This is a genomic window from Chryseobacterium daeguense DSM 19388 (assembly GCF_000430825.1).
Classification (GTDB): domain Bacteria; phylum Bacteroidota; class Bacteroidia; order Flavobacteriales; family Weeksellaceae; genus Chryseobacterium; species Chryseobacterium daeguense.
This window is the reverse complement of record NZ_AUMT01000009.1, coordinates 122385-143431: the sequence shown is the minus strand read 5'-3', so window position 1 is coordinate 143431 and position 21047 is coordinate 122385. Positions and strand designations below refer to the sequence as shown.

Annotated in this window: 21 protein-coding genes; 6 read left to right on the top strand and 15 right to left on the bottom strand. The window is 35.4% G+C overall.

The genetic code is table 11. The features are described 5' to 3' along the window. The first annotated feature begins 118 nt into the window (after positions 1–118). From H560_RS0112270 to H560_RS0112260, 3 genes are all read left to right on the top strand, one after another. Entirely contained in the window at positions 119–1117 is a 999-nt protein-coding gene (locus H560_RS0112270) for a hypothetical protein (protein WP_027380320.1), read from the top strand. Positions 1118–1304: 187 nt separating this feature from the next. After that, entirely contained in the window at positions 1305–1772 is a 468-nt protein-coding gene (locus H560_RS0112265; protein ID WP_027380319.1) for a hypothetical protein, read from the top strand. A 126-nt stretch (positions 1773–1898) separates the two neighbouring features. Continuing rightward, positions 1899–2408: a ferritin gene (locus H560_RS0112260; protein ID WP_027380318.1), complete on the top strand. Its 510-nt coding sequence runs from the start codon at positions 1899–1901 to the stop codon at positions 2406–2408. A 78-nt stretch (positions 2409–2486) separates the two neighbouring features. Here H560_RS0112260 and H560_RS0112255 read toward each other — a convergent pair whose 3' ends face one another. Continuing rightward, positions 2487–3278 carry a hypothetical protein gene (locus H560_RS0112255; RefSeq protein WP_027380317.1) on the bottom strand — a complete coding sequence of 264 codons (792 nt, stop codon included), beginning with the start codon at positions 3276–3278 and terminating at the stop codon, positions 2487–2489. Between the two features lie 42 nt (positions 3279–3320). Next, positions 3321–6461, bottom strand: a complete 3141-nt coding sequence (locus tag H560_RS0112250) for a UvrD-helicase domain-containing protein (protein WP_027380316.1) — start codon at positions 6459–6461, stop codon at positions 3321–3323. A gap of 182 nt (positions 6462–6643) precedes the next feature. On the opposite strand from H560_RS0112250, the gene H560_RS0112245 reads away from it, so the two are divergent. Together H560_RS0112245 and H560_RS0112240 are read left to right on the top strand one after the other, a co-directional pair. Further along, positions 6644–7381 (top strand): carboxypeptidase-like regulatory domain-containing protein, encoded by a 738-nt coding sequence (locus tag H560_RS0112245; RefSeq protein ID WP_027380315.1) that lies wholly within the window; start codon positions 6644–6646, stop codon positions 7379–7381. A gap of 10 nt (positions 7382–7391) precedes the next feature. After that, on the top strand, positions 7392–8177 hold the full coding sequence (locus H560_RS0112240) for a peptidase associated/transthyretin-like domain-containing protein (RefSeq protein ID WP_034752763.1): 786 nt from the start codon (positions 7392–7394) through the stop codon (positions 8175–8177). A gap of 25 nt (positions 8178–8202) precedes the next feature. Here H560_RS0112240 and H560_RS0112235 read toward each other — a convergent pair whose 3' ends face one another. The 5 genes from H560_RS0112235 to H560_RS0112215 are packed head-to-tail and all read right to left on the bottom strand — an operon-like array spanning position 8203 to position 13097. Next, the gene (locus tag H560_RS0112235; protein ID WP_027380313.1) at positions 8203–8715 is read right to left on the bottom strand and encodes a GNAT family N-acetyltransferase; all 513 of its coding nucleotides are present in this window, start codon (positions 8713–8715) and stop codon (positions 8203–8205) included. Positions 8716–8718: 3 nt separating this feature from the next. Next, positions 8719–8940 carry a PspC family transcriptional regulator gene (locus tag H560_RS0112230; RefSeq protein ID WP_027380312.1) on the bottom strand — a complete coding sequence of 74 codons (222 nt, stop codon included), beginning with the start codon at positions 8938–8940 and terminating at the stop codon, positions 8719–8721. Further along, positions 8933–10207 carry a DUF2851 family protein gene (locus H560_RS0112225; RefSeq protein ID WP_027380311.1) on the bottom strand — a complete coding sequence of 425 codons (1275 nt, stop codon included), beginning with the start codon at positions 10205–10207 and terminating at the stop codon, positions 8933–8935. Before H560_RS0112225 ends, H560_RS0112230 begins: the two co-directional genes overlap by 8 nt. A 27-nt stretch (positions 10208–10234) precedes the next feature. Further along, on the bottom strand, positions 10235–11383 hold the full coding sequence (bshA, locus tag H560_RS0112220; RefSeq protein ID WP_027380310.1) for an N-acetyl-alpha-D-glucosaminyl L-malate synthase BshA: 1149 nt from the start codon (positions 11381–11383) through the stop codon (positions 10235–10237). A 4-nt stretch (positions 11384–11387) separates the two neighbouring features. Then, complete coding sequence (locus H560_RS0112215; protein ID WP_027380309.1) at positions 11388–13097, bottom strand: glycoside hydrolase family 3 protein; 1710 nt, start codon at positions 13095–13097, stop codon at positions 11388–11390. Positions 13098–13215: 118 nt separating this feature from the next. Between H560_RS0112215 and H560_RS0112210 the strand changes: the two genes are divergently transcribed. Beyond that, complete coding sequence (locus tag H560_RS0112210) at positions 13216–13743, top strand: hypothetical protein (RefSeq protein ID WP_027380308.1); 528 nt, start codon at positions 13216–13218, stop codon at positions 13741–13743. A gap of 131 nt (positions 13744–13874) precedes the next feature. On the opposite strand, the gene ribA is transcribed toward H560_RS0112210, so the two are convergent. The 8 genes from ribA to H560_RS0112170 form a co-directional block, all read right to left on the bottom strand. Then, positions 13875–14471, bottom strand: coding sequence for a GTP cyclohydrolase II (gene ribA, locus H560_RS21530; protein ID WP_051289319.1), 597 nt, complete (start codon positions 14469–14471; stop codon positions 13875–13877). Positions 14472–14488: 17 nt separating this feature from the next. Beyond that, positions 14489–14944 carry a hypothetical protein gene (locus H560_RS0112200; protein WP_027380307.1) on the bottom strand — a complete coding sequence of 152 codons (456 nt, stop codon included), beginning with the start codon at positions 14942–14944 and terminating at the stop codon, positions 14489–14491. After that, on the bottom strand, positions 14941–15555 hold the full coding sequence (locus tag H560_RS0112195) for a DUF4254 domain-containing protein (protein WP_027380306.1): 615 nt from the start codon (positions 15553–15555) through the stop codon (positions 14941–14943). The genes H560_RS0112200 and H560_RS0112195 overlap by 4 nt, the downstream gene beginning before the upstream one ends. Positions 15556–15570: 15 nt before the next feature. Beyond that, a complete protein-coding gene (locus H560_RS0112190) occupies positions 15571–15777 on the bottom strand; it encodes a twin-arginine translocase TatA/TatE family subunit (protein ID WP_027380305.1) in 207 nt (68 codons plus the stop codon). Positions 15778–15806: 29 nt separating this feature from the next. Continuing rightward, entirely contained in the window at positions 15807–17366 is a 1560-nt protein-coding gene (locus tag H560_RS0112185; protein WP_027380304.1) for a murein hydrolase activator EnvC family protein, read from the bottom strand. Beyond that, positions 17363–18211, bottom strand: coding sequence for a DUF4292 domain-containing protein (locus tag H560_RS0112180; RefSeq protein WP_027380303.1), 849 nt, complete (start codon positions 18209–18211; stop codon positions 17363–17365). Before H560_RS0112180 ends, H560_RS0112185 begins: the two co-directional genes overlap by 4 nt. Before the next feature lie 114 nt (positions 18212–18325). Continuing rightward, complete coding sequence (locus tag H560_RS0112175; RefSeq protein ID WP_027380302.1) at positions 18326–19342, bottom strand: sugar phosphate nucleotidyltransferase; 1017 nt, start codon at positions 19340–19342, stop codon at positions 18326–18328. A gap of 150 nt (positions 19343–19492) precedes the next feature. Continuing rightward, entirely contained in the window at positions 19493–20911 is a 1419-nt protein-coding gene (locus H560_RS0112170) for a lipopolysaccharide biosynthesis protein (RefSeq protein WP_027380301.1), read from the bottom strand. Positions 20912–21047: the final 136 nt, after the last annotated feature.

Genomic DNA, 21047 nt, shown 5'->3' with positions numbered 1-21047 from the left:
AATAGTTAATAAATAATTTAAAGAAGTTATGTCGAAAGATTTAACTTCTTTTTTTTATTTATATCCAAAAGATAGAATAAGATATTCTACTATATATTAACCAATTAACGACTATAAAATGAAAAAAATATTAATCGGTTTTGCTATGAGTTTTGCGACTTTGTCGTTTGCTCAGCAGTATCCAAATAACGGATGGGGTGATGATGACGGATATTATGAAAATGACGGCTATTACAGTGACCAGGACGATCAGAACTATTTCCCTGATGATTACTATTATAACTATCCTCAGGATTATTATCCAAGCAACTATTACCAAAGCAATTATAATGATTACAGAAACAGCATTGTAAGTATCAACTGGAATGTGTTCTTTAATCAAAACAGATTGGCTCCATGGCAGATTGACCAGATTTTAAGGCTGAATAACTTATATGTAAGCTTTTCATCATGGAATAATTACTACAGATACAACCCGGACAGATGGTATTACGACAGATTCTATGCGCTGCAGAGAATTTTAGGACCGAGAGTTTTTGTAGTTTTCCAAAACAATTATTATCACGGATACAGCCCGGTAGTATATTTTCAAAATTACAGAAGAACGCATTATGCTTCCATCTGCAGACCGATGCCTCGTTACAGAAACGTAAACATCAATATCTATAGAGTAGACAGAGCAAAATTCCGAAGATATGACAACCCTACGTTCAATATTGTAAGATCCCAAAGACCGAATAACGGATTCCGTGGACCTGTGAGAGATAATAACGGTGGTTTCCGCGGTCAGGCAGAAAACAGAAATAATAACAATTCTGGTTTCAGAAATGAAAATAATGGAGTAGGAAACAATGACAATGGGGTAAGAAGCAACAATGGAGGTTTCAGATCTGAAAGAGCAGACAATAACAGAAACGAAGGTATCAGAAATAACGGCGGCTTCCGTGGAAATAATGAAGTAAGAAGAGAAAGCGCTCCAAGAAGAGAAAATAATGGAGGAGGATTCCGAAATGACGGCGGTTCCAGAAGAAGTGAAAATGCTGCTCCGAGACAGCAAAATAATGGCGGACAGGGCAGAGGAAACGGAGGTTTCAGAAACGGATTTGCAAAGAATTAATTTTCATATATTATATTTAAGTGGTGTGAAGGGCAGGTTTTAGGATCTGCTCTTTTTTATTTTTACTATTTTCAAATTAATATCAAAATTTAACATTTTTTTATGAATGTTGTCTTTTAACTTTAGTTTTAACTAATAATCAAAAAGATGTATAACAATTAATTAAATAATTAAAAATTTTAAAAAGATGAAAAAATTAGTTTTAGCAATAGCATTTATCGGAATGGGAGGTTTTGCAATGGCACAACAGACAACTCCAACTCCTCAGGAAAAAGAAGCAAAAAGAGCGGAAATGAAACAGAAGTTCCAGCAAAGAGAACAGGAACATCTGGCTCAAATGCAAAAAGACTTAAACTTAAGCCAGGATCAGGTAGATAAAATCAAAGCACTTCACGAAAAGAAAAAATCTGAAATGAAAGCCAACTTCGATAAAAACAAAGAAACAAGACAGGCTAAGATGGAACAGATGAAGGCAAAAAGAGCGGAAATGGATGCTGAGATGAAGCAGATTTTAACTCCTGAACAATATGGAAAATGGCAGGCAGACAGAAAAGAAAAAATGGAGAAGAGAAAAATGGCAATGAAAGAAAGAGGCATGAAAGGAGGGAAAATGATGAAAAAACCAATGACTACAGCTGCTCCGGCTGCTAATTAACAGTTTATAATTTTGATTTTTAATGTGTAAGGGACGGGATTCATTCCGTCCTTTTTTTATTTAATAGACTAAAACTTTTGATTTCGGGCATTTATTCCCTAATTTTGACTGTAAAATTTATTACTTATGGTTAGCAAGAAAATTGCGCAATTAATTAACGAACAAATAGCTCACGAACAATACGCCGCACAATATTACCTTTCAATGTCTGCCTGGTTTTCGGCAAAGGATCTTGACGGTATTGCGAATTATTTCAGAGTGCAGAGCAAAGAAGAGCTGATGCACGCAGATAAAATGTTTGATTATTTGAATGATGTGGGAGGCGAAATCATTATCGGAGAAATTCCAAAGCCGCCACATGAATTCTTAGGAGCTATCGATATTTTCGAAAAAGCTTTAGAACACGAACAAAAAGTTACAAAAAGTATTTTCAATATCGTGAAAAACGCCAATGACGAAGGTGATTTTGCTACAACTTCTTTTCTTCAGTGGTTTATCAACGAGCAGGTGGAAGAGGAAGCAAGTGCTTCACAGTACGTTACTAAAATCAAAATGGTAAGCGACAATCCGTCTGCATTGTATCTTTTTGATCAGGAGCTGGCTCAGAGAGTTTTTACTCCGGATGCAACGGCTTAAGACTTAATATATTTATCAGCAATAAAATCGGAGGCCTCGTCATGACGAGGCCTCCGAAATTTTTATATAAGAATAAGATTATTCCTTGGTCAGAACAATTTTATTACCTTCAGGCTTTAATGTTCTGTCTTTTTCATTTTCGTGCATAAGCTGAAGCTCCAGGGTCTTTCCATTTATTTTAAACTGATACAGATCAGAATCGGTAGAGTTTCCTTTAGATAGAAGGATTCCGTCAAATTTTTGAGTCCCGTCAGCAAAATCGTAAATTACATCATATTTAGTATAATCTTTAAAATTAACCTTGCCATCGCTTCCGAAAGTAATTTTAGTTGGAGCCCCTTTCTCAGTGTAGTTTCCTTCAAAAAGGATTTTTCTTAATTCCGCAGCAAGGTCGCTGTTTATTTTTTGATATACTTCCGTTTTGCCGGACATTACCATCTCAAGCTTCTTAGAACCGTTCATTTTTAGTTCAAAGGATTCTTCAAAATCGGCATTATTAACTTTTATTCTTTCATCTTTTGCAAAAGCTTTTTTGCTTTCATCAAATTTGATTTGTACATCATAGCCACCCTCATGAGCAGTAAATCCTTTCAGCATACCTACGCTATTCAGAAGTTCATTTTTATCAAGAGTGAAAAATAAGACTTTAGTTTTGCTGTCCCTGTTCTGGTAAACGGATTTTGTTTTTTTGATGCCTTCCAGAAAATTATCCGCAACCCATGTTCCGGAAACCTCCTCTGCCGATGTTGCTACAGGAGTTTCAGGAGTTGACTCGCTTTGAGTGGTGGAAGTTGAATTTGCAGGTTCGATTTTATCCTTACCGCACGAAATAAGAATAGCAATAAGCGCTATTTGTGAAATTTTTCTCATTTGTTTTTTTATTTGAACTGAACGTGCAAAATATGTGCCTATTTACAAATAAATCAACTGCGTTTTCAAAACCTTTCTTCCTAATTTTTGTAAAATATTCTTATAATTTTCTATTTGCCTTTCATTTTTTGAAGTTTCTTCTCCGGTTTTAAAATCTACAATTATATAGCCTTCTTCTCCCTTCAGAATACGGTCCGGACGATAAACCCGGCTTTCGCCGTTTTCGGAAATCATAATGTCTTTTTCATTGATTACTTCCCATTTTTTATCAAAATATTCATGATAAGTTTCTATGATATGTCTTAATTTTTCTTCAATTTCAATGCTTTCTTCCACAGTGATATGACCTTCCAGAACATAGCATTCCAAGACCTTTGCAATGTCTTTTGAGGTATTAATCTGGGACAATAATTCATGAACAAAAAGCCCTACTCTTACTTTCTCATTTCTTACCTGATAATTTTTAGACGGAGTGGCAATCTTTATAGAAGTATTTTTTTCGCTGATATTCTTTAAAACACGAATATCTTTTGTTTTAAAAGTTGAGGTTTTATCTTTGGAATGTTTTTTCAATATTTCAGGATGTACATCATACAGATCAAATTCGTCAAGATTTTCCGTATTTCTGGATTGAAGAAATTCCAGAAGTTCAAGATTATTTGAAGTTTTATTCGCTTTTTGAATGTAAAAAAACAATTGCTCCACAGGCCGCGTCGTGGCTACATACTGCAGGCATAATCTGTCAACAAAATTTTTGTAAGAATTCTGCTTGTTGAATTTTTCAATTTCGGGATCGTAAACTTCGAGGTTTTTACTGAACTGATTGATATTCACAGATTTTAATACTGCATCCTGATTGGTTTCAAACCAGTTGGTAAATTCAGCATCCCGGTTTTTATTCATCATTGGGATAAAAACAATCGGGAATTCCAGTCCTTTCGCTTTATGGATGGTCATAATCTGTATCGCATCAATATTTTCCGAAGCCTGAATGGTGTAGGTGGAAGCCTCTTCATCCCAATATTTTAGAAATTCTTTCGTGCTTGCACCGGCATTTTGTGTAAAATTGAAGAGCATTTCCAAAAAGTTCAAAAGAAAATCTGTCTCCTTATTTTCAACCGAAAATTCGTTGATATAATATTCTACGAAATTGTATAAATTAAACTTAGGGAAATGATCTTGCTTAAGTTTTAATGCGTATTTGTGCAGGATAAATTGCAAAATTTCTTCATGAGATTCAATATCTAGAATTTCTTTCATTTCCAGTGTGAAATCTGCCATGTGAATTCTTCCTAATTTATTCAAATAATACATCATCATGATTAAATTAGGTTTATTCTTAGGATTCACTTCCCATTTCAGAAACTCAATCACAGCCTTCAGCGTATTGGATAGCTCCAGTGTAAGGCCTTTTTCCGAGATCGTTTTGATGTTGGTTTCCTCGCCTTTATAATTAACTTTTAAAGTTCCTAACTTTTGAGAATAACTGAAAATATCAAAATTTCCACGGCACAGAATGGTAATGTCGGAAAATTTAAAACCATTATCCAGGCTTTCCTGAATATCTTTCCGCATCCTTTCTGAAGTGTCATTGTAAAAATCTTCATTGGTGAGATTTTCAATAAGATTTACTTTTACCCGGCCTTCAATTCCGGATTTCGGGGTTTGTTCAGCGTCCGTCCCGAAAATATTTTTATGTTCTTCCTCTAAAATATCAGAGTGAAATTTATAAAGGTCATTGTTAAATTTTACAATATTTTTTGCACTTCTCCAGTTGTCTTTTAAAATGAGAAGAGCCGCTTCTTTAGGTGATATTTCTTTTTTATTGATAATATCCAGCATTAGCTTGCTTTCACCGCCGCGAAAACGGTAGATACTTTGCTTTGGATCCCCAACCAGCGTAAATGAAGTATTTTCCATCGACACAGAATGGTCTCTGAGCGGAACAAAATTCTGCCACTGCAGTTCGGAAGTATCCTGAAATTCATCAAAAAAATAATGCTGAAACTGTGAACCTACTTTTTCATAAATAAAAGCGGAAGGCTCATTACGAAGATTTTCGTTAATTAAAATATTGAATTTAGAAAGTAAAACAAGGTCATTTTCGTCTTCAATTTTCTTCAATTCATCCTGAATATCTTTGTTAACTTTCAAAGGGAGCAACGCGGATAAAATTTTCTCTTTTTTTTGCGTTTCAATGTATAAAAGAATCAGCTGCATTCTGTTTTCCAGAAGCTGATCCAGAATTTCAAAAATATCCGCTTCTTTGCTTTTTGCCTTTGACGAAGCGCCTTTTGTGTAATTGTTGACTACAGATTCTTCCAGCGTGGTAGGAAAAGGGAAACCCGGCCTTTTTTGATTGTAAAAATCTAAAACTTTAGTAAAAAATCCTCCGATTCCATTTTTTCCCTGTGCAAAATCTTCGATCTCAATATTTCTTGACTGGAATAATTCAATAGATTTTGTTGCAATCTCCACAGCCTTCTTTTTATTAAAAACAATTTCTTTCCGCAGCGTATTTTTTATATTTTCATAATTCGTATTGTCGAAGTCTTTATTGTTTTTAAGATGCTCGTAATGAATGTCTTTTACAAATTCCTTTGCGGAATCATAGAGGTTTTTATTTAAATTAATCCTTTCATTATTTTCAAGGCTGTAATCTACATAATCCATAAATGAATTGGAAATTACTTCATTTTCTCCGATCTGATCAAGCATTTTATCGACAGCTTCAATCAGAAAAGGTTCCGCTTCTATTTCAAGGTTGAAATTTTTAGCCAAACCTAACTCATAGGAAAAACTTCTTACCAGACGAGAGTTGAAACGGTCAATTGTCCCGATATTTAATGTGGAATAATTATGAAGAATGTAATCCAGCAGCTTCTTTGCACGATGATGAAGTTCGTCTATGGTAATTTTTAAACCTTCTTCTTCAAAGGCTTTCTGAATATTTATTAAATCTACATTTTCAGCGAAACTCTCAGCCGAAAAATTTCCCAGCCAGGTCAAAATTCTTTCTTTCATCTCATTGGCAGCCTTATTCGTGAAAGTCAGTGCCAGAATATTCCTTATCGACTGCTGCTGATTAGGATACCGAAGACAGATCATCAACAGGCGCTGAACAAGGGCATACGTTTTCCCCGAACCCGCTGAAGCATTGATAACTGTATAAGAATTTTGCATTTTCTGAATCGATTAATAGTGCAAGTTAGCTAATTTTTAAATGAAATTTTAACAAATTTAATTCACTATTTAACACTTTTTGAAATGAAATTTCTAAAATAATTCCTAAAACAAGTTAACTGTGGTTAAACTTATCATTTAATTTAAAAATAACTTTAGTTTTGCTTTATAAAAAATAGCCAGTGAAACTTAAACTATTCTTTTTTCTATTTTCTCTTTTTTTCATCCATTCTAATGCCCAGGATTATATCTTCGGAAAGATTGTTTCTGAAAATAATGTGGAAATGCAGGATGTCACCGTTATCAATATAAGAACTGATGAAAGGGTAACCACCAATCGGGACGGTCATTTCATGATTTCCGGCCGCGCCGGCGATGAGCTTAGATTCGTAAGAACGGGCTTTGAGCGGGCAAACAGAAAGGTAACTAAGGAAAATATCACCTCACCGATTAATGTCACTTTAATAAGGGCAGCCACGCTGATTGCTGAAGTGGAGATTAAAAAAGGCATAACAGGAGACCTTAAAGTAGATGCAAAAAACCTGAATCCTCCAAGAAAAGTACAAAAGCTGAAAAATGATCTTGGAAAATATATGGCGCAAAAATCTGATCCAAGAGTTTTGGCGGCAAGACCGGGAGAGTTTGTACAGCCTGTTACAAAGGGAACTTTTACTATTGGTAAAATTAAAAACAAGTGGGATGATGTGGATTTCATGAGCTATCTTCAGACGGCTTTAGGAGATAAGTTTTTTGAGGATTTAAAGGTTAGTAAACCACAAATACAGCATTTTATTCTTTATATTTTCAGAACCGGATTTGAAAGAAAAACAATTTTAAAATACGGATATTGCAGCGAGGCGGATATAAACAGGTTTAAAAGCGCTGTCCTTAACAGAATTTCTACGTATAAAACGCCTTAGTTTAATTCTTATGAAAGGAACAATTGCCAGATTTTTCTACTTTGCTTTTCTTCTTCTGTCTGCTGGTTTTTATTCGCAGCAAATGGTAACGGGAAAGATTTCGGATGAAAATAATAATGATCTGTCTGCTGTTACGGTCATTAATATTTCCTCTGATAAAAAAGTATTGACCAATTCTTCCGGAGAGTTTTCTATTGAAGCTTCTCCCAATGATGAAATCAGATTTATAAAAACAGGCTTTGAAAGGGCTTCTACCAGGGTTTTAGCCAATGGAAATAATCCGTTTCTCTTTGTAAAAATGATTAGAATTATTCAGGAAATTGAAGAAGTGGAGCTTACAAAAATTACCGGAGATCTGGAAAAAGACTCAAGAAGAGTGGCAAAAGTGGATAAAGGACAGATTGTAGAAGATGCAGTAGGGCTTCCCCAGCCGGCCGGGAAAATGAGGGAAAAACCGGCAGAAGTAAAGCAGGTTCTGTTACCGATGCTGTTGGGAAGTCTGAATGTGCAGGGTGTTTACGACCTGGTGAGCGGAAAGGCAAGAAGACAAAAGCGCCAGTACAGATATGATGATCTGCAGGAGCACATCAAATGGGTCCGGGACAGAGTGGAAGATGATTATTTTACGAAACAGGGTATTCCGCAGGAAAGAATTTCAGAATTTATTGAATTTGCTTTTTTGGAAAAACCTCAGTCAAGAATTTTTGTAAGGGCTAAAAATCTTTCGGGAGCATTATTGAGAATGGATGAAACAATCCCAATCTTCACAGCAAGGCTGAAGACCTCAAATAAATGAAATTTTCGAGACATTTCAGATTTTCTTAATGATAAACAACGTCATATATTTCGTCTTTAACTTCCTCTAAATTCTCAGGGATGTAATTAGCCAGCAGCCATAGATCCAATGGGCTTTTTCCTTCGCCGTAGCTTGGCTGTACGTATAGCTCATCAATCAGATGAAAGCCGTTTTTCTGATAAAATGAAAATCTTCTTAAGGCGTCATCATTAGAATGTCCGTGTTCAACTTCAAGGACAATTCTGGGATAATTTTCGAATAAATAATTGATGATATGCGAACCCAGTTTCTGATTCCTGAATGCTGCAAAAACTTCAAAATGTTCTACAAAAGTAAAACAGCTCAGTTCCCAGATAATGAGATAGCCGATATTTTTTGATTCATGTAAAACGGAAATAATTTTTACATCAGGATGGGAGAATAAAGCTGCAAACTGTGCCTCATTCCTCCGTTCCGCCTCCGGAAAAGTACTGCAGTATGATGCGAAGATTTCCTGGACTCTGTAATCGTCAGGAGAAATAATGTGTAAAAATTCCATGATTTATAGGTCAAAAACATTGGGTCTTCTGGTAATAAAAATATCTTTTACCCAAAGTGTGAAGGCTAATCCGAGATAAATAAGAAAGAAAAAACCTGCTGTAGCAAAAGTAGAGTAAATGAAAAAAACTCTCAGCTTAGATACGGGAATTCCCAGCTTGGCGCCGGTTCTTGTAAGAACGCCAAACCATTCTCTTTCCATTTTATGACGGATATTATCAAACATTTGAAGATTCTTTTAAAATTTTAAATCCAATACTGCAATTTAAGCAATTTTTTTCTTCACAGGAATTTTTGAAGTGATAAATCAGACTTTGGCTTTCCAAAGCTGTTTTCAACGGGGCTCCAAGCTTTTTCCAATCGGTTGTAATTGAATTTTTTTCTGCTGAAAGATGAGTATAGAAAACCAGAATCTCGTCTGCAATTTCTTCGTTGTGGTATTTGTGATAAGTATATTTTAAAGGTAAAATGGTATTTAAAATAATCAATTCAATAAAATCCTTACTTACAACTTTTGGCTGATCAACAGTAGATATTTTTCCGAAATTAAAATGATTATTCCAGTATTCGGAAGCTTTTACCGTTTTAAATATTTCGAACAGCTGATCAGAATTTTTCGCATTAATAATTTTCGAAAATAAGCTTTGATGCTGATGATACAGATTGGCAAGCTGTGAAAGGCGGATGGTAGGAAAATTTGGAGGCCGTAATCTGAGGAACTTTGGGTGAAATTTTAATTCGGAAATAGAAAATTTAGCTTTAAGAAAATCAAATTCGCGTTTCCAGATTTTCATTTGTTCGTCTACGGGATTGTCCAGCCAGCCGGAGATCCCGAAAAGTAATGCTTCCAGTTGCATCTCATTATGCCTGATTTTATTGATAATACTAAAATCAATGCTTTCTGCAATCTGCTTAAAAATAAGCGCATTCACCTTTAAGCCAAAAGAATAGGCAAGGTTGTGAAATAAAACAGCCTCAAAATTATTTTTAAACTGAATTAAACTTTTCTCAATTTCCAAAGATTTTTCTTCCAGCTTTTTAAGAATATTTTCTTCATGGAAGTTGACCGGGATTTTTTTCGGATCAAATATATTCTCGCAAGGAATGAACTGATTTCCACTGATGAGCTTTTCATATTTCCAGAGAATGCTTTCATCAATGTGATTTCTCAGTTCCAGTGTAGGGACGTTTTTATTTTTAAGCTCATCAATCTCAATATCATTCTGGAAAACAGCGTGAAGGATGATGTTTTGATAATTGGGATCCTGGGAATGATTATGGAAAATCCAGTCGGAAGATTTTATGTGAAGCTCGATATTTCCGGCTAAAATAATATTGTTGATTTTAATTTTCGCCGTCAGGAAATCCGGACCGGAATCTGTATTCCATTTTCCGAAGTCTAATATTTCAACGGCGTTCCCTTCAATATCCTTGAAGTCAAAATGTTTGAAAACCTTATAGTTCCAAAGATATTGAAGTAATTTTTCCGTCATGAGTGTGACACAAATATAGCAGAAGTGCTACACTCTTGTCAACTCTTTTTTAAAATTTTCTATAGTTGTTCTATACATTTCTTCATATATAGGAAGAATGTTTTTCAAATCGAATTTTATAGCCTGATCTTTCGCATTTTTCTTCATTTTGGCTAAAAGTTCATCATTGCTCAGCAGCTTAATGGTATAGTTGCTCATGGCTTCTACGTTTCCTATTTCTGCGAGATATCCTGTTTCTCCCTGAATATTTACCTCAGGAATACCACCTGCATTGGAGCTTATTACCGGAGTATTGGCCGCCATTGCTTCCAATGCCGCCAGACCGAAGCTTTCCTGCTCTGAAGGCAGTAAAAATACGTCTGAAAGCTGAAGAATTCTATATAAATCATTGACTTTACCCAATAAACGGATCTTTGAAATCAAATCGGGATTTTCTTCGAGGAATTGATTCACTTTTTCCATGTCCGGACCTTCGCCAATGATAATTAATTTTGATTTTACTTTTTTCTCAACATTTTTGAAAATCTGTAACACTTCATCAACACGCTTTACAGGTCGTAAATTTGATACGTGGATCAATATTTTTTCGTCCGGATTGGCGAACTGGGTTCTCTGGCATTCATTGCACTCATCAAACTCAGAATTATCAATAAAATTAGTGATTACTTGGATTTCTTTTTTAATATTGAAAAACTGAAGGGTATCTTTTTTAAGACTTTCGGATACAGAAGTAATGGCATCAGATTTATTGATGGAAAACTCCACCGCATGCTTGTAGCTTGGATGCTGGCCAACCAGGGTAATATCTGTTCCGTGAAGTGTTGTCACCAAAGGAATATCGTTGTTATCTTCCTGAAGCATTTGCTTTGCCGTATAAGCCGCGTAGGCATAAGGTATTGCATAATGGGCATGAAGCAGGTCTAGCTTGTAGAGGTTTACAACGCGGTAAATCATGGAGCTCAATGCAATATCATAAGGCTGATACTGAAACAGCGGATAGGTTTGAACATTTACCCTGTGGAAGAAAATATTCGGATTGGTGATATCTAATCTGGCCGGAAGCGCAGAACTGATGAAATGAACCTCATAGCCTTTATTGGCAAGGGACATTCCCAGCTCTGTTGCAACGATTCCGCTTCCTCCGTATGTTGGATAGCAAAGTATGCCTATTTTCATTATTTTATGGATGTTTTAGTGTATCAATTTGTAGTGGGGTGAAGTCTATTCCCATTCCTGCTTTTAGTTTATCATTAACCAAAACCGGAAGTCTTCCGGATATTTTTCTTTTGCCGGTAAGGGCGTGAGCCGTTGCAGTCATGGAATCATCATTGTTTTCATAAGAAACAAGAACTGTTGAAACTTTTGAAATATCAATATCTCTTAAAGCATAAGGGCTTCCGAAAACATTTAGGATAACGTTTTGGTTTTTCGTTAAATCAGCTAAAACTTTTTTTGATTCTGCTGAGATTTTATAAGGCTTGTAAGCGGTAGAATTATCTTTATGAAAACCTACAATTACTGTGGAATTAGCAGGAATTGAATTGATTTCAGCCACTTTTTTAATAATTATATTAGATCCCAGCAGATTGGCGAAAGTCTGATAAGGTGCTTCCTCCAAAGGAACATAATAGGTTTGTTTTCCGGATAACGGGAGCAGTTTCTTTTCATCTTTTAATAAGGTAATCGCCTCGGAATAAAGATTTGTTACCAAAATCTTATGAGATTCATTATTAAGATCAGCATTAATGTTTTCAGGATTTTTCGGGGTGTATTTGTCTAACCCCAGGAAATATTTGGTCAGAAGAATTTTCTTAACACTTTCTTCTACTCTGGATTGAGGAATTTCTCCATTATCAATCGCTTTTTGGATTAATTTTTTTCCTTCCGCAACGCCTTGTGAGAAAAGCATAATATCATTTCCTGCTTTGAAAGCCAGTGCATCAAGTTCCCCAGGCTTGTATTTATTGGCTACAGCACCCATATTTAAAGCATCGGTGATGATCAAGCCTTTAAATCCTAATTTATCTTTTAATAATCCGGTAATAATATTTTTAGAAACTGAAGCCGGAATTCCTTTAGCCGGTTCAAGTGCCGGAACGTATAAATGCGCTACCATTACACCACCGATTCCTTTATTTATCAATGCTTTGAAAGGAGCGAGCTCAATAGCGTTCAAACGATCCAGGTTATGCGAAACAACGGGTAAATCCAAGTGTGAATCTGTACTGGTGTCTCCATGGCCCGGGAAATGTTTGATTGCTGCTAAAATATTATTGTCCTGAAGGCCATTTGAATAAGCTAAAGCCGAATTGATCACATTATTTACTTCAGATCCGAAGCTTCTGTTCCCGATAATAGGATTTCCCGGATTGGTATTGACATCTACAACGGGAGCAAAATCCCAATTGATCCCCATTCTATGGCAGTCTTCGGCTATTTTTGCGGCCATTTGCTCAATAAAAATCTTATTCTGAATGGCTCCCAAAGTCATGGCCCACGGAAATTTGTGAGCTGTTGCAATTCTCTGGAACAATCCCCATTCTGCATCCATCCCAATCATTAAAGGAACTCTGGATTTTTGCTGAAATTCATTAACGAGGTTAATTTCCCTTGCTGCATCATCCTGCATTAAGATTAAACCTCCTATTTTGTCATTTGTAACGATATTTCTTACGTTATTAATTTCATTTTCACCTTTATTGGTATATAAAGCTACAATAAAAAGCTGTCCAAGCTTTTCGTCCTGGGAAAGGGAGCGGTATGTTTTGTCCACCCACTGGCTGGCCTTTTTCAAATCTTCTTTAGAAATGTTTTTAGGCTGATACTGGGCTGTTACTTTTGAGCTGAAAAATAAGAATATAAAGAGGGATGTATAAATTATTTTCTTCATAATTTTTGAATAAGAACAAAAATACGATTAAAAAAATGACGAAAACAATGTTTTTGAAATTTTTGGTATATGATTTGAATACGCTTTATAAATAATAAACAACTAAACTTTTATAAAAATGAAAAAATTTCTTCCAATTTTATTGCTGGCGTTTGTGAGTTTGTTCATATTCAGCTGCGATGATGATGATAACAATAATAATTTTGTAGATCATGATACTTATTCTCAAATGAGAGATGCTACCGGAACATTTTCCAGTTCTAACAGCTATACACTTTCCATGGATATTAATATTTTAAATACAGATGTAGTTTTAGTATACAGAAAAGTAGGTGGATATTGGGAAAGCATTCCTAAAACTTATTATTTAGATAATGTTACAGTACCGGCTACGGGTAGAGAATTAGATTATAGTTTCGATTTTAATACACAAGAGGTTAATATCCGTACTTCGGCAAACTTTAATCAATCTACGATGTCTTCTGCAGAAGCCAATCAATATTTAAATAACCAGACATTCAGAGTAGTACTAGTTCCGGCAAGTGCTGCGAAAAATACAGCCTCTGTAGATACTAGCGATTATAATGCAGTTGTAAAATATTATAATCTTGATGAGTCTAAAATAAAGACCATTAAAATCAATTAAGAATATATCTTTTCAGTTTTTTATTTTTAAATGTAGGGGACTGGGAACAGAAAAACCGAAATGACAGCTAGACACTCACAACAAATCAATAAAAAAGCAAAACTCTGGAAGATTCCAGAGTTTTTATTTCTTTAATTATCATTATCATCAAGCAGATGACCAAAATAATCTTTTTTTGTCTTTAAATATCCCCGACTGATCTCATTGGCCGGAATTTGCAACGGAATTCTAGAATTGAGATGGATGTTGCTTTCCGTTACATATTTTACCTTTTCAGGATTGTTGGTTAGCAGGTTAATGTCTTTTACTTCCAATACATTTAAAATCTCAATTGCTACCCCGAAATTTCTGTCGTCTGCGGGAAGTCCCAGTCTCAGGTTGGCTTCTACTGTATCAAAACCTTTTTCCTGCAAGGAATATGCTTTTAATTTATTTATAATTCCTATATTTCTCCCTTCCTGTCGAAGGTAAATGATAATTCCTCCGTTTTCGTGGATATATTTCATAGCAGCGTCAAGTTGCTGCCCGCATTCACATTTTTTTGAATGGAAAACTTCTCCAGTAATACATTCTGAGTGGAAGCGTACGTTGACAGGTTTAGTAAAGTCTGTATTTTCGGCGATAATGGCCATGTGCGGCATCCAGTCGTTTTCGTTTTCGGAGAAAGCGATCATTCGGAAATTACCGTGCTCCGTAGGAACGTTGGCTTCCGCCTGAATTTTAATCATGAATGTTTAATAGTTTTTTAATTTCCTTTTATAGAATCTTCGATTACAGAAATATTGGTTTTTAATCTTACGAGATACCTGTTAAGGACTTCATCATCATCCTTATTAAGCTTTTGTCTTAATTTCTGAATTTTTTTGTAAGATCTTTCAAAGTTCTTGATGGCTTTATTTTTCCCGGCAAGATTATTGGCATCTATAGCATACAGATAATTTTGGAGGCTATATTTTAATCCTGTAATTTCTTCGTTTAAGGCAGAATTTTTAAACTGAGGAAAAGTAGCGATCAGATTAGAGATTTCCGAAGCGTTCACATTTTCTTTGATATTGATATCAATGCTGTTTTTAGCTCCTCTGTCTGAATCAGAACCTTTGGTTTCGCTATAAAAACTGTTGGACAGCGGAGAAAAATTTGGTTTTTCCGTTGCACAGGATGTTATAAGCAGTAATACTCCAAAAAAAAGTAATCGTTTCATTTTTGTTGCCCCTTTTGATAAAGGATTGGGTTAAGACTTTCATCGTTGTACATTTTCATTTGTTTGTACACTTTCATCTTAACGTCACCGTTTTCAATATCAGTAAGCAACTGATTAATAGAAGTTGAGAGATCTTCTTTCTGGGTAAGAAGCACGTCTAATTTTGTCTGGCAATTAGCCCTGTGCTCTTCAGAAGCAGATTCTCTGTTTGCTTCTAATGACATGTGATAAACCTTTAATGCAAGAATAGAAAGCCTGTCTACCGCCCATGCGATAGTTTCAGTATTGATTTTTGCTTCAGGTTTAGGAGTTATATTTTCAAACTTATTAAGAAACCAGCTGTCTATAAATTCCACCAGATCAGTTCTTTGCTGATTGGAAGCGTCTATTCTTCTTTTAAGTAGAAGAGCTTCAGCCGGATTAATATTTTCATCTCTAATAATATCTTCCAAATGCCATTGAACGGTATCAATCCAGTTCTTTGCATACAAAATCCGTTCCAAAGTATCTTTTTCGAACGGGTTATTAATTAGAGTGTTAACGTCATCAGACACGTGATAATCTTCAATAGATTGATTGAAGACTTTCCATGCAGTCTCTGTAAAATTCATTGAGCGTTAAAGATTTTAGTTGCTGGAAGAGTTATTGTTCGTGGTTTTGTTCTCAGAACCCGGCTTGTCTTCTTCCTTTACAGCGTCTTTAAATTCTTTAATCCCAGAGCCTACACCTCTCATAAGTTCAGGAATTTTTTTGCCCCCGAAAAGTAATACAAGAAGTATTGCTACGATTAAGATATGTTGCCAAGATAAGGCAAGTATTGTTAAAGTATTCATTTCAAATTTTTATACAAAGTTAATCTTTTTTAATAAGAAACCCAACCTAAAGGATCAACTGGTGTAGTTCCGTTCCAAACCTGGAAATCAAGGGTATAAGAGCCATCAAAATCCTGACCTACAACTCCTACCAAAGTGCCTGCAGAAACCTGCTGCCCTTTAGAAACACTTACGCTTCCTAAATTGGAGTAAATGGTGAAATAAGTTCCATGTTTTACCATGACGGTCTTTGTTCCGTCACTGTTTGCCAAAACCGATGATACGGTTCCCGGGAATACAGACTTTGCACGTGTACCTGAAGGAACGGAAATCTTAATCCCGTTATTTTCCTCCATGATATTTTTAAAGACAGGATGCGGCTGCCTTCCGAAACGGTGGGTAATCTGACCTTTATCTACAGGGAAACTCATTCTTCCTCTGTTCTCTGCGAAATTGCTTCCTGCAATGGTAGAAACTCCAAAGTTCGTCATGGCTTTGGATTCCGCAGCTTTCTTGTCGTCTTCTTTTTTCTTTGCCAGCGCGGCTTCAGCAGCTCTTGCAGCAATTAATTTATCGGTAGCTTCTTTTGCTTTTGCAGCAGCATCGTCAGATGCTTTTTTAGCGGCAACTTTTCTTGCTTCGTCTCTTGATGTGGCTTCGGCCCTTGCAGCTTCCTCGCTGCGTTTTCTTTCTTCTTCAGCTCTTCTTGCTGCCAGTTCTGCGGCTTTTTTCGCTGCAGCTTCAGCGGCTAATCTTTCTCTTTCCAGAGCTTCGGCTTTTGCTTTATTTTCGGCTTCTATCCTTGCTTTTTCTCTTTCGGCGGCTATTTTTGCCAGTCGTATTTTTTCAGCCTCAGCCTTTCTTCTGGCTTCTTCTTCAGCCTTTGCAATTCTTATTTCTTCAGCAATGATAGCTCTTATCTGGCCTTCCAGTGCTTTAGACTGTGTCTGCTTCTGTCTAAGCTCGGCGGTAAGCTTGGTTTCGTTTTTCTTGAAATCGGCTACCAGCTGCTCTTTTTGAGCCCTTTCAGCATTAATTGTTGTTAAATCTTTTTGCTGATTGATCAGTAGATTGGCTTTCTCCCTTACAGAATTTTGCCTTTGGGCAATGGTTCTTTTTATCTGAGCAGCAGCATCAGTAATTTCTGCGGCTTTTTTATCCTGATAATCAGAATATTGTTTTAAATACTGAACTCTTCGGATAGCTTCACCCAGGTTTTTAGCGGAAAGAATAAACGTTACTTTATTTTGTACCCCTTTATTTTTATAAGCATTTACCAAAACTTTGGCGTAATTGTCACGAAGTACTTTAAGCTCTTTATTCTGGCGGTTAATCTCCAGCTGGCGAAGATAAATATCATCTTCAATAAATCTTTTTTCCTTCTGGGTATTATTGTAAACCTTCTCACGTAACGCCAGTTTTTTATTAACGTTATCAAGATAGGCAATAGAAAGTTTGGATTCGTTTCTGGTCTTTGCCAGATCAGAATTTATTTGTGCAATTTGTTTTTTAAGTTCGGCATTTTGTTTTTGTAATTGCTCCTTTTTTTGCTGTCCCTGATGCAGTCCGAACAATAAAATACCTATTAAAAAGCTAAATTTTTTAATCATTTAATCTCAATTTTCTTGTAACTAGATGGTACAGAATAGGGTGTATCCATCCTCGAAAAGTCAAATTTCGTATTTTCCAGTAAGATTTGACTGCTTTTTGAGCCTTTTATAATTATTTTAACATTTCTCGGAAGTCGGATTCCATTGATCTCTTCCCAATTGCTGTAAGATATTTCAAGCTCGTCGGGAGATAAAACGTCTTTTAAATTAACACTTAAAAGATCATAATTATTATCATACTGCAATACCGTTTTGTATTCTCTGGTTTTTTCTTCGGTTTCAAATTTTTGATTAACATTGGACGCCATTTTATAGCCTTGGGCGTTTTTTGTTAATGTGAACTGAGAATCATTAAGCTTTACAAAAGTTCTTCCGATAAGGATTTTTTCCAGAGATTTATAATCGATGAAATTCACGTTCAGTAAATTATTCAGGTAATCAAAATCTGAATCTATGTAAGTTTTGCTGGTTTTATCCTGGCCTTTTATACCTTCTGGCGTAGCAATTCCGCGGGCAACAGTAAGAAACAGTGCCTGAAGGTTCATCCATACTTTTTTATCTTTTTCAATATAAATAGTGGCATCCAGGGTAGGAATAAAACTTCCGGTTTCCACATTTACTTTGCTGTTGATTTTTATCTGCTCGAATTGTGGCGGGATCAGGACATTTTCGAAAAACGTAAGCTTATTTCTTATCGGCTGACTGGCGTCTTTAGGCCTGCTGTCATCCTCCAGTACATACGTGCTGTCTACTTTTAGGGTATTGTCCCTTTTTTTATGGGCATTTCTGGTTTTGCAGGAAGTGGCCACAAAAAGTAATAATAATGCTATGATACAGTTTTTCATGTATTTACCTTTTCAATTTTTTAAAAAACGTTGCAATATTAACGCCAAACCACACAAAATCTTTTGTGTGGCCTGAATATATCTTATTTAAGTTAAATATTTTCTATCCTGAATTTATTTGGACAAAAAATCCAAAACAGAATAATCTCCCAGCGAAATTTCCCTTGCAACGCCGAAATACTGCGCGGAGTTTCCGATCATGGAATTGGAAAGATTTCCGTGGTTGATTTTTGTATTTTCCTGAATCAGAGAGTTTTCGATATTTGAATTTACGATAACGGTATTATTTCCTAAGGAAACGCCAGGGCCTACTTTTGAGTTTGAAATTTTCACATTTTCACCAATAAAACAAGGCGGAATGATCAAAGAATTCTCAATAACAGCCGAAGCAGGGAAGTTTACCATTACTTCTTTTTCATAGTCAAGAATTTTACTGTTGGTTTCCACGGTAGCGTTTTTGTTTCCGCAATCCATCCAGTCATTTACCTTTCCAAGCGTGAATTTTGCTCCTTTTGCTCTAAGGTTTTCCAATGCTGTAGTTAATTGGTATTCACCGCCATTTTTAATATCATTATCCATGATATAATTGATTTCGTTCATCAGCTTTTCAGCACTGTTAAAGTAATAGATACCGATAATAGCAAGATCTGAAACGAAAGTCTGGGGTTTTTCAACGAAGTCTGTGATAAAGCCGTAATTGTCCAGTTTTACAACTCCGAAAGCAGACGGATCATCGACACTTTTTACCCAAATAACCCCGTCTGAATTTTTATCCAAAACGAAATCTGCACGGAAAAGGGTATCTGCAAAAGCAATTACCACGTCTCCGCTCATGGATTGCTCTGCACATTTGATGGCGTGCGCTGTTCCAAGAGGGTCATTCTGGTAATAAATGCTTCCTTTTGCTCCTAATTTTTCAGCGATCTGAATAAGAGATTTTTCAATCTCCTGACCAAAATCTCCGATGATAAAAGCTACTTCTTCAATCTTTTCTCCCGCAACTTTAGCAATATCTTCTACCAGCCTCTGTACGATGGGTTTTCCTGCAATAGGAATAAGAGGTTTTGGAACTGTCAGAGTATGTGGACGTAATCTGGAGCCGCGTCCAGCCATAGGAACAATAATTTTCATAAACTATGTATGTATGTTTTTTATTAGTTAGTTTTAATTTTAAAGTTAAAGATAGTAATTAAAACCATTGGTGTGGTATGATTTATATCTTTTTAAACATTTGTTTACATTGAAATAAAATTCAATGAATAGCAAATTCAAGACCAAAATTTATCTTCTTATTTTTGAAAGTAGCATATCTTTTTCGGAATAGATGAGAATTCCGGCATAAATGAGGAATAGTAAGTTTCCTATCCATAAATTGTAATCGAAGAAATCGGCAATTGCATAACTGAAAACAGCCAAAAGAACAATGAAAAATGCAATTTTCTTCATTCTGTAAGGGATAGGGTAATATTTTTGTCCTAAAAAATAGGATAGAACCATCATTGTAAAATACGCCGCCAAAGTTACCCATGCAGAAACCATAAAGCCATATTGACGTAAAAGAGCTAGATTTAAAATAATAGTAAGAATCGCCCCGGCCCAGGAAATATAAGTTCCTACTCTTGTTCTGTCCGTCACTTTATACCACGTAGAAAGGTTATAATAAATACCGAAAAATAAATTGGCAATTACAATAATTGGTATGATATTAAGGGCAACCCAATAAGAACTGTTTGGAACCAGTAAATGCTTTAGCCAAGAAACATTTGCGATAATTCCCAAAGCAACTATAGATGCGAAAAACGAAAAATATTCTGTTACTTTTGCATAGGTAAGCTTGGCATTTTCATTTTGCATTTGTTTAAAGAAGAACGGTTCTATTCCCATTCGGTAAGCGGTAACGAACAGAGTCATTAAAACCGCCATTTTATAGCAGCCACCATATGCTCCTGCATCGCCATCATCGATAATAAATTTCTGAATAAATTTATCAAAATTTTCATTAACCATGAATGCAAGGCCTGCAATCATGATCGGCCAGGAATATTTGATCATTTGAGAAAAAAGATCTTTTGAAAACTGCAGTTTTACCTTTAAGATAATTGGGATTACCAATAAGACTCCAAGAAAACTTGCTGCCAAATTACTATAAAAAGGATAGGAAACTTTTTCTTTTAACCCTAATTGTAAACTAAATTCCTGCGGAATATATAGAAATAAAGCAATAGCAAAAATACTTTGGAAAACAGCCTGTATTACACGAATTGCAGTATATTTTATCGGTCTGTTATGAAATCTAAACCAGGCTAAAGGGATCACCAGAATATTATCAAAAAAAGCAATCCAGGCAAACCATCTGATGAATTCAGGAGTTTGTGAATATCCGAAAACATTGGCAATCGGTTGATTAAATAATAAAACCAATATCAGGAAAACACTTGACAATCCCGTTAAAAACCAAAATGATGTATTAAATACTTTTTGCTCATTATCCTTATCTGAAGAAAACCTGAAATAAGCCGTTTCAAAACCAAAAGAAAGCACAATATTTACAAAAGAAATAAGCGCATAAAGATTGGTGAAAATTGCAAAATCTTCGTTGTTAATATTTTTAATAAACAGATAATTCAGCAATACGACAATTATCCTCGGCATGATCGCCCCAATTCCATATATAATAGTCTCGTTGAGAAGCTTCTTCAAAATATGATATTTTTCTGCAAATGTAAATATTTAGAAATTGATTTTTTATCAGCGACATTAAAATTTATGATCGCGAAAACCAAAAGTACAAATTTTTAAAACCAAATGCCCAAAAAAGGGCTTTTAAAACAATAAT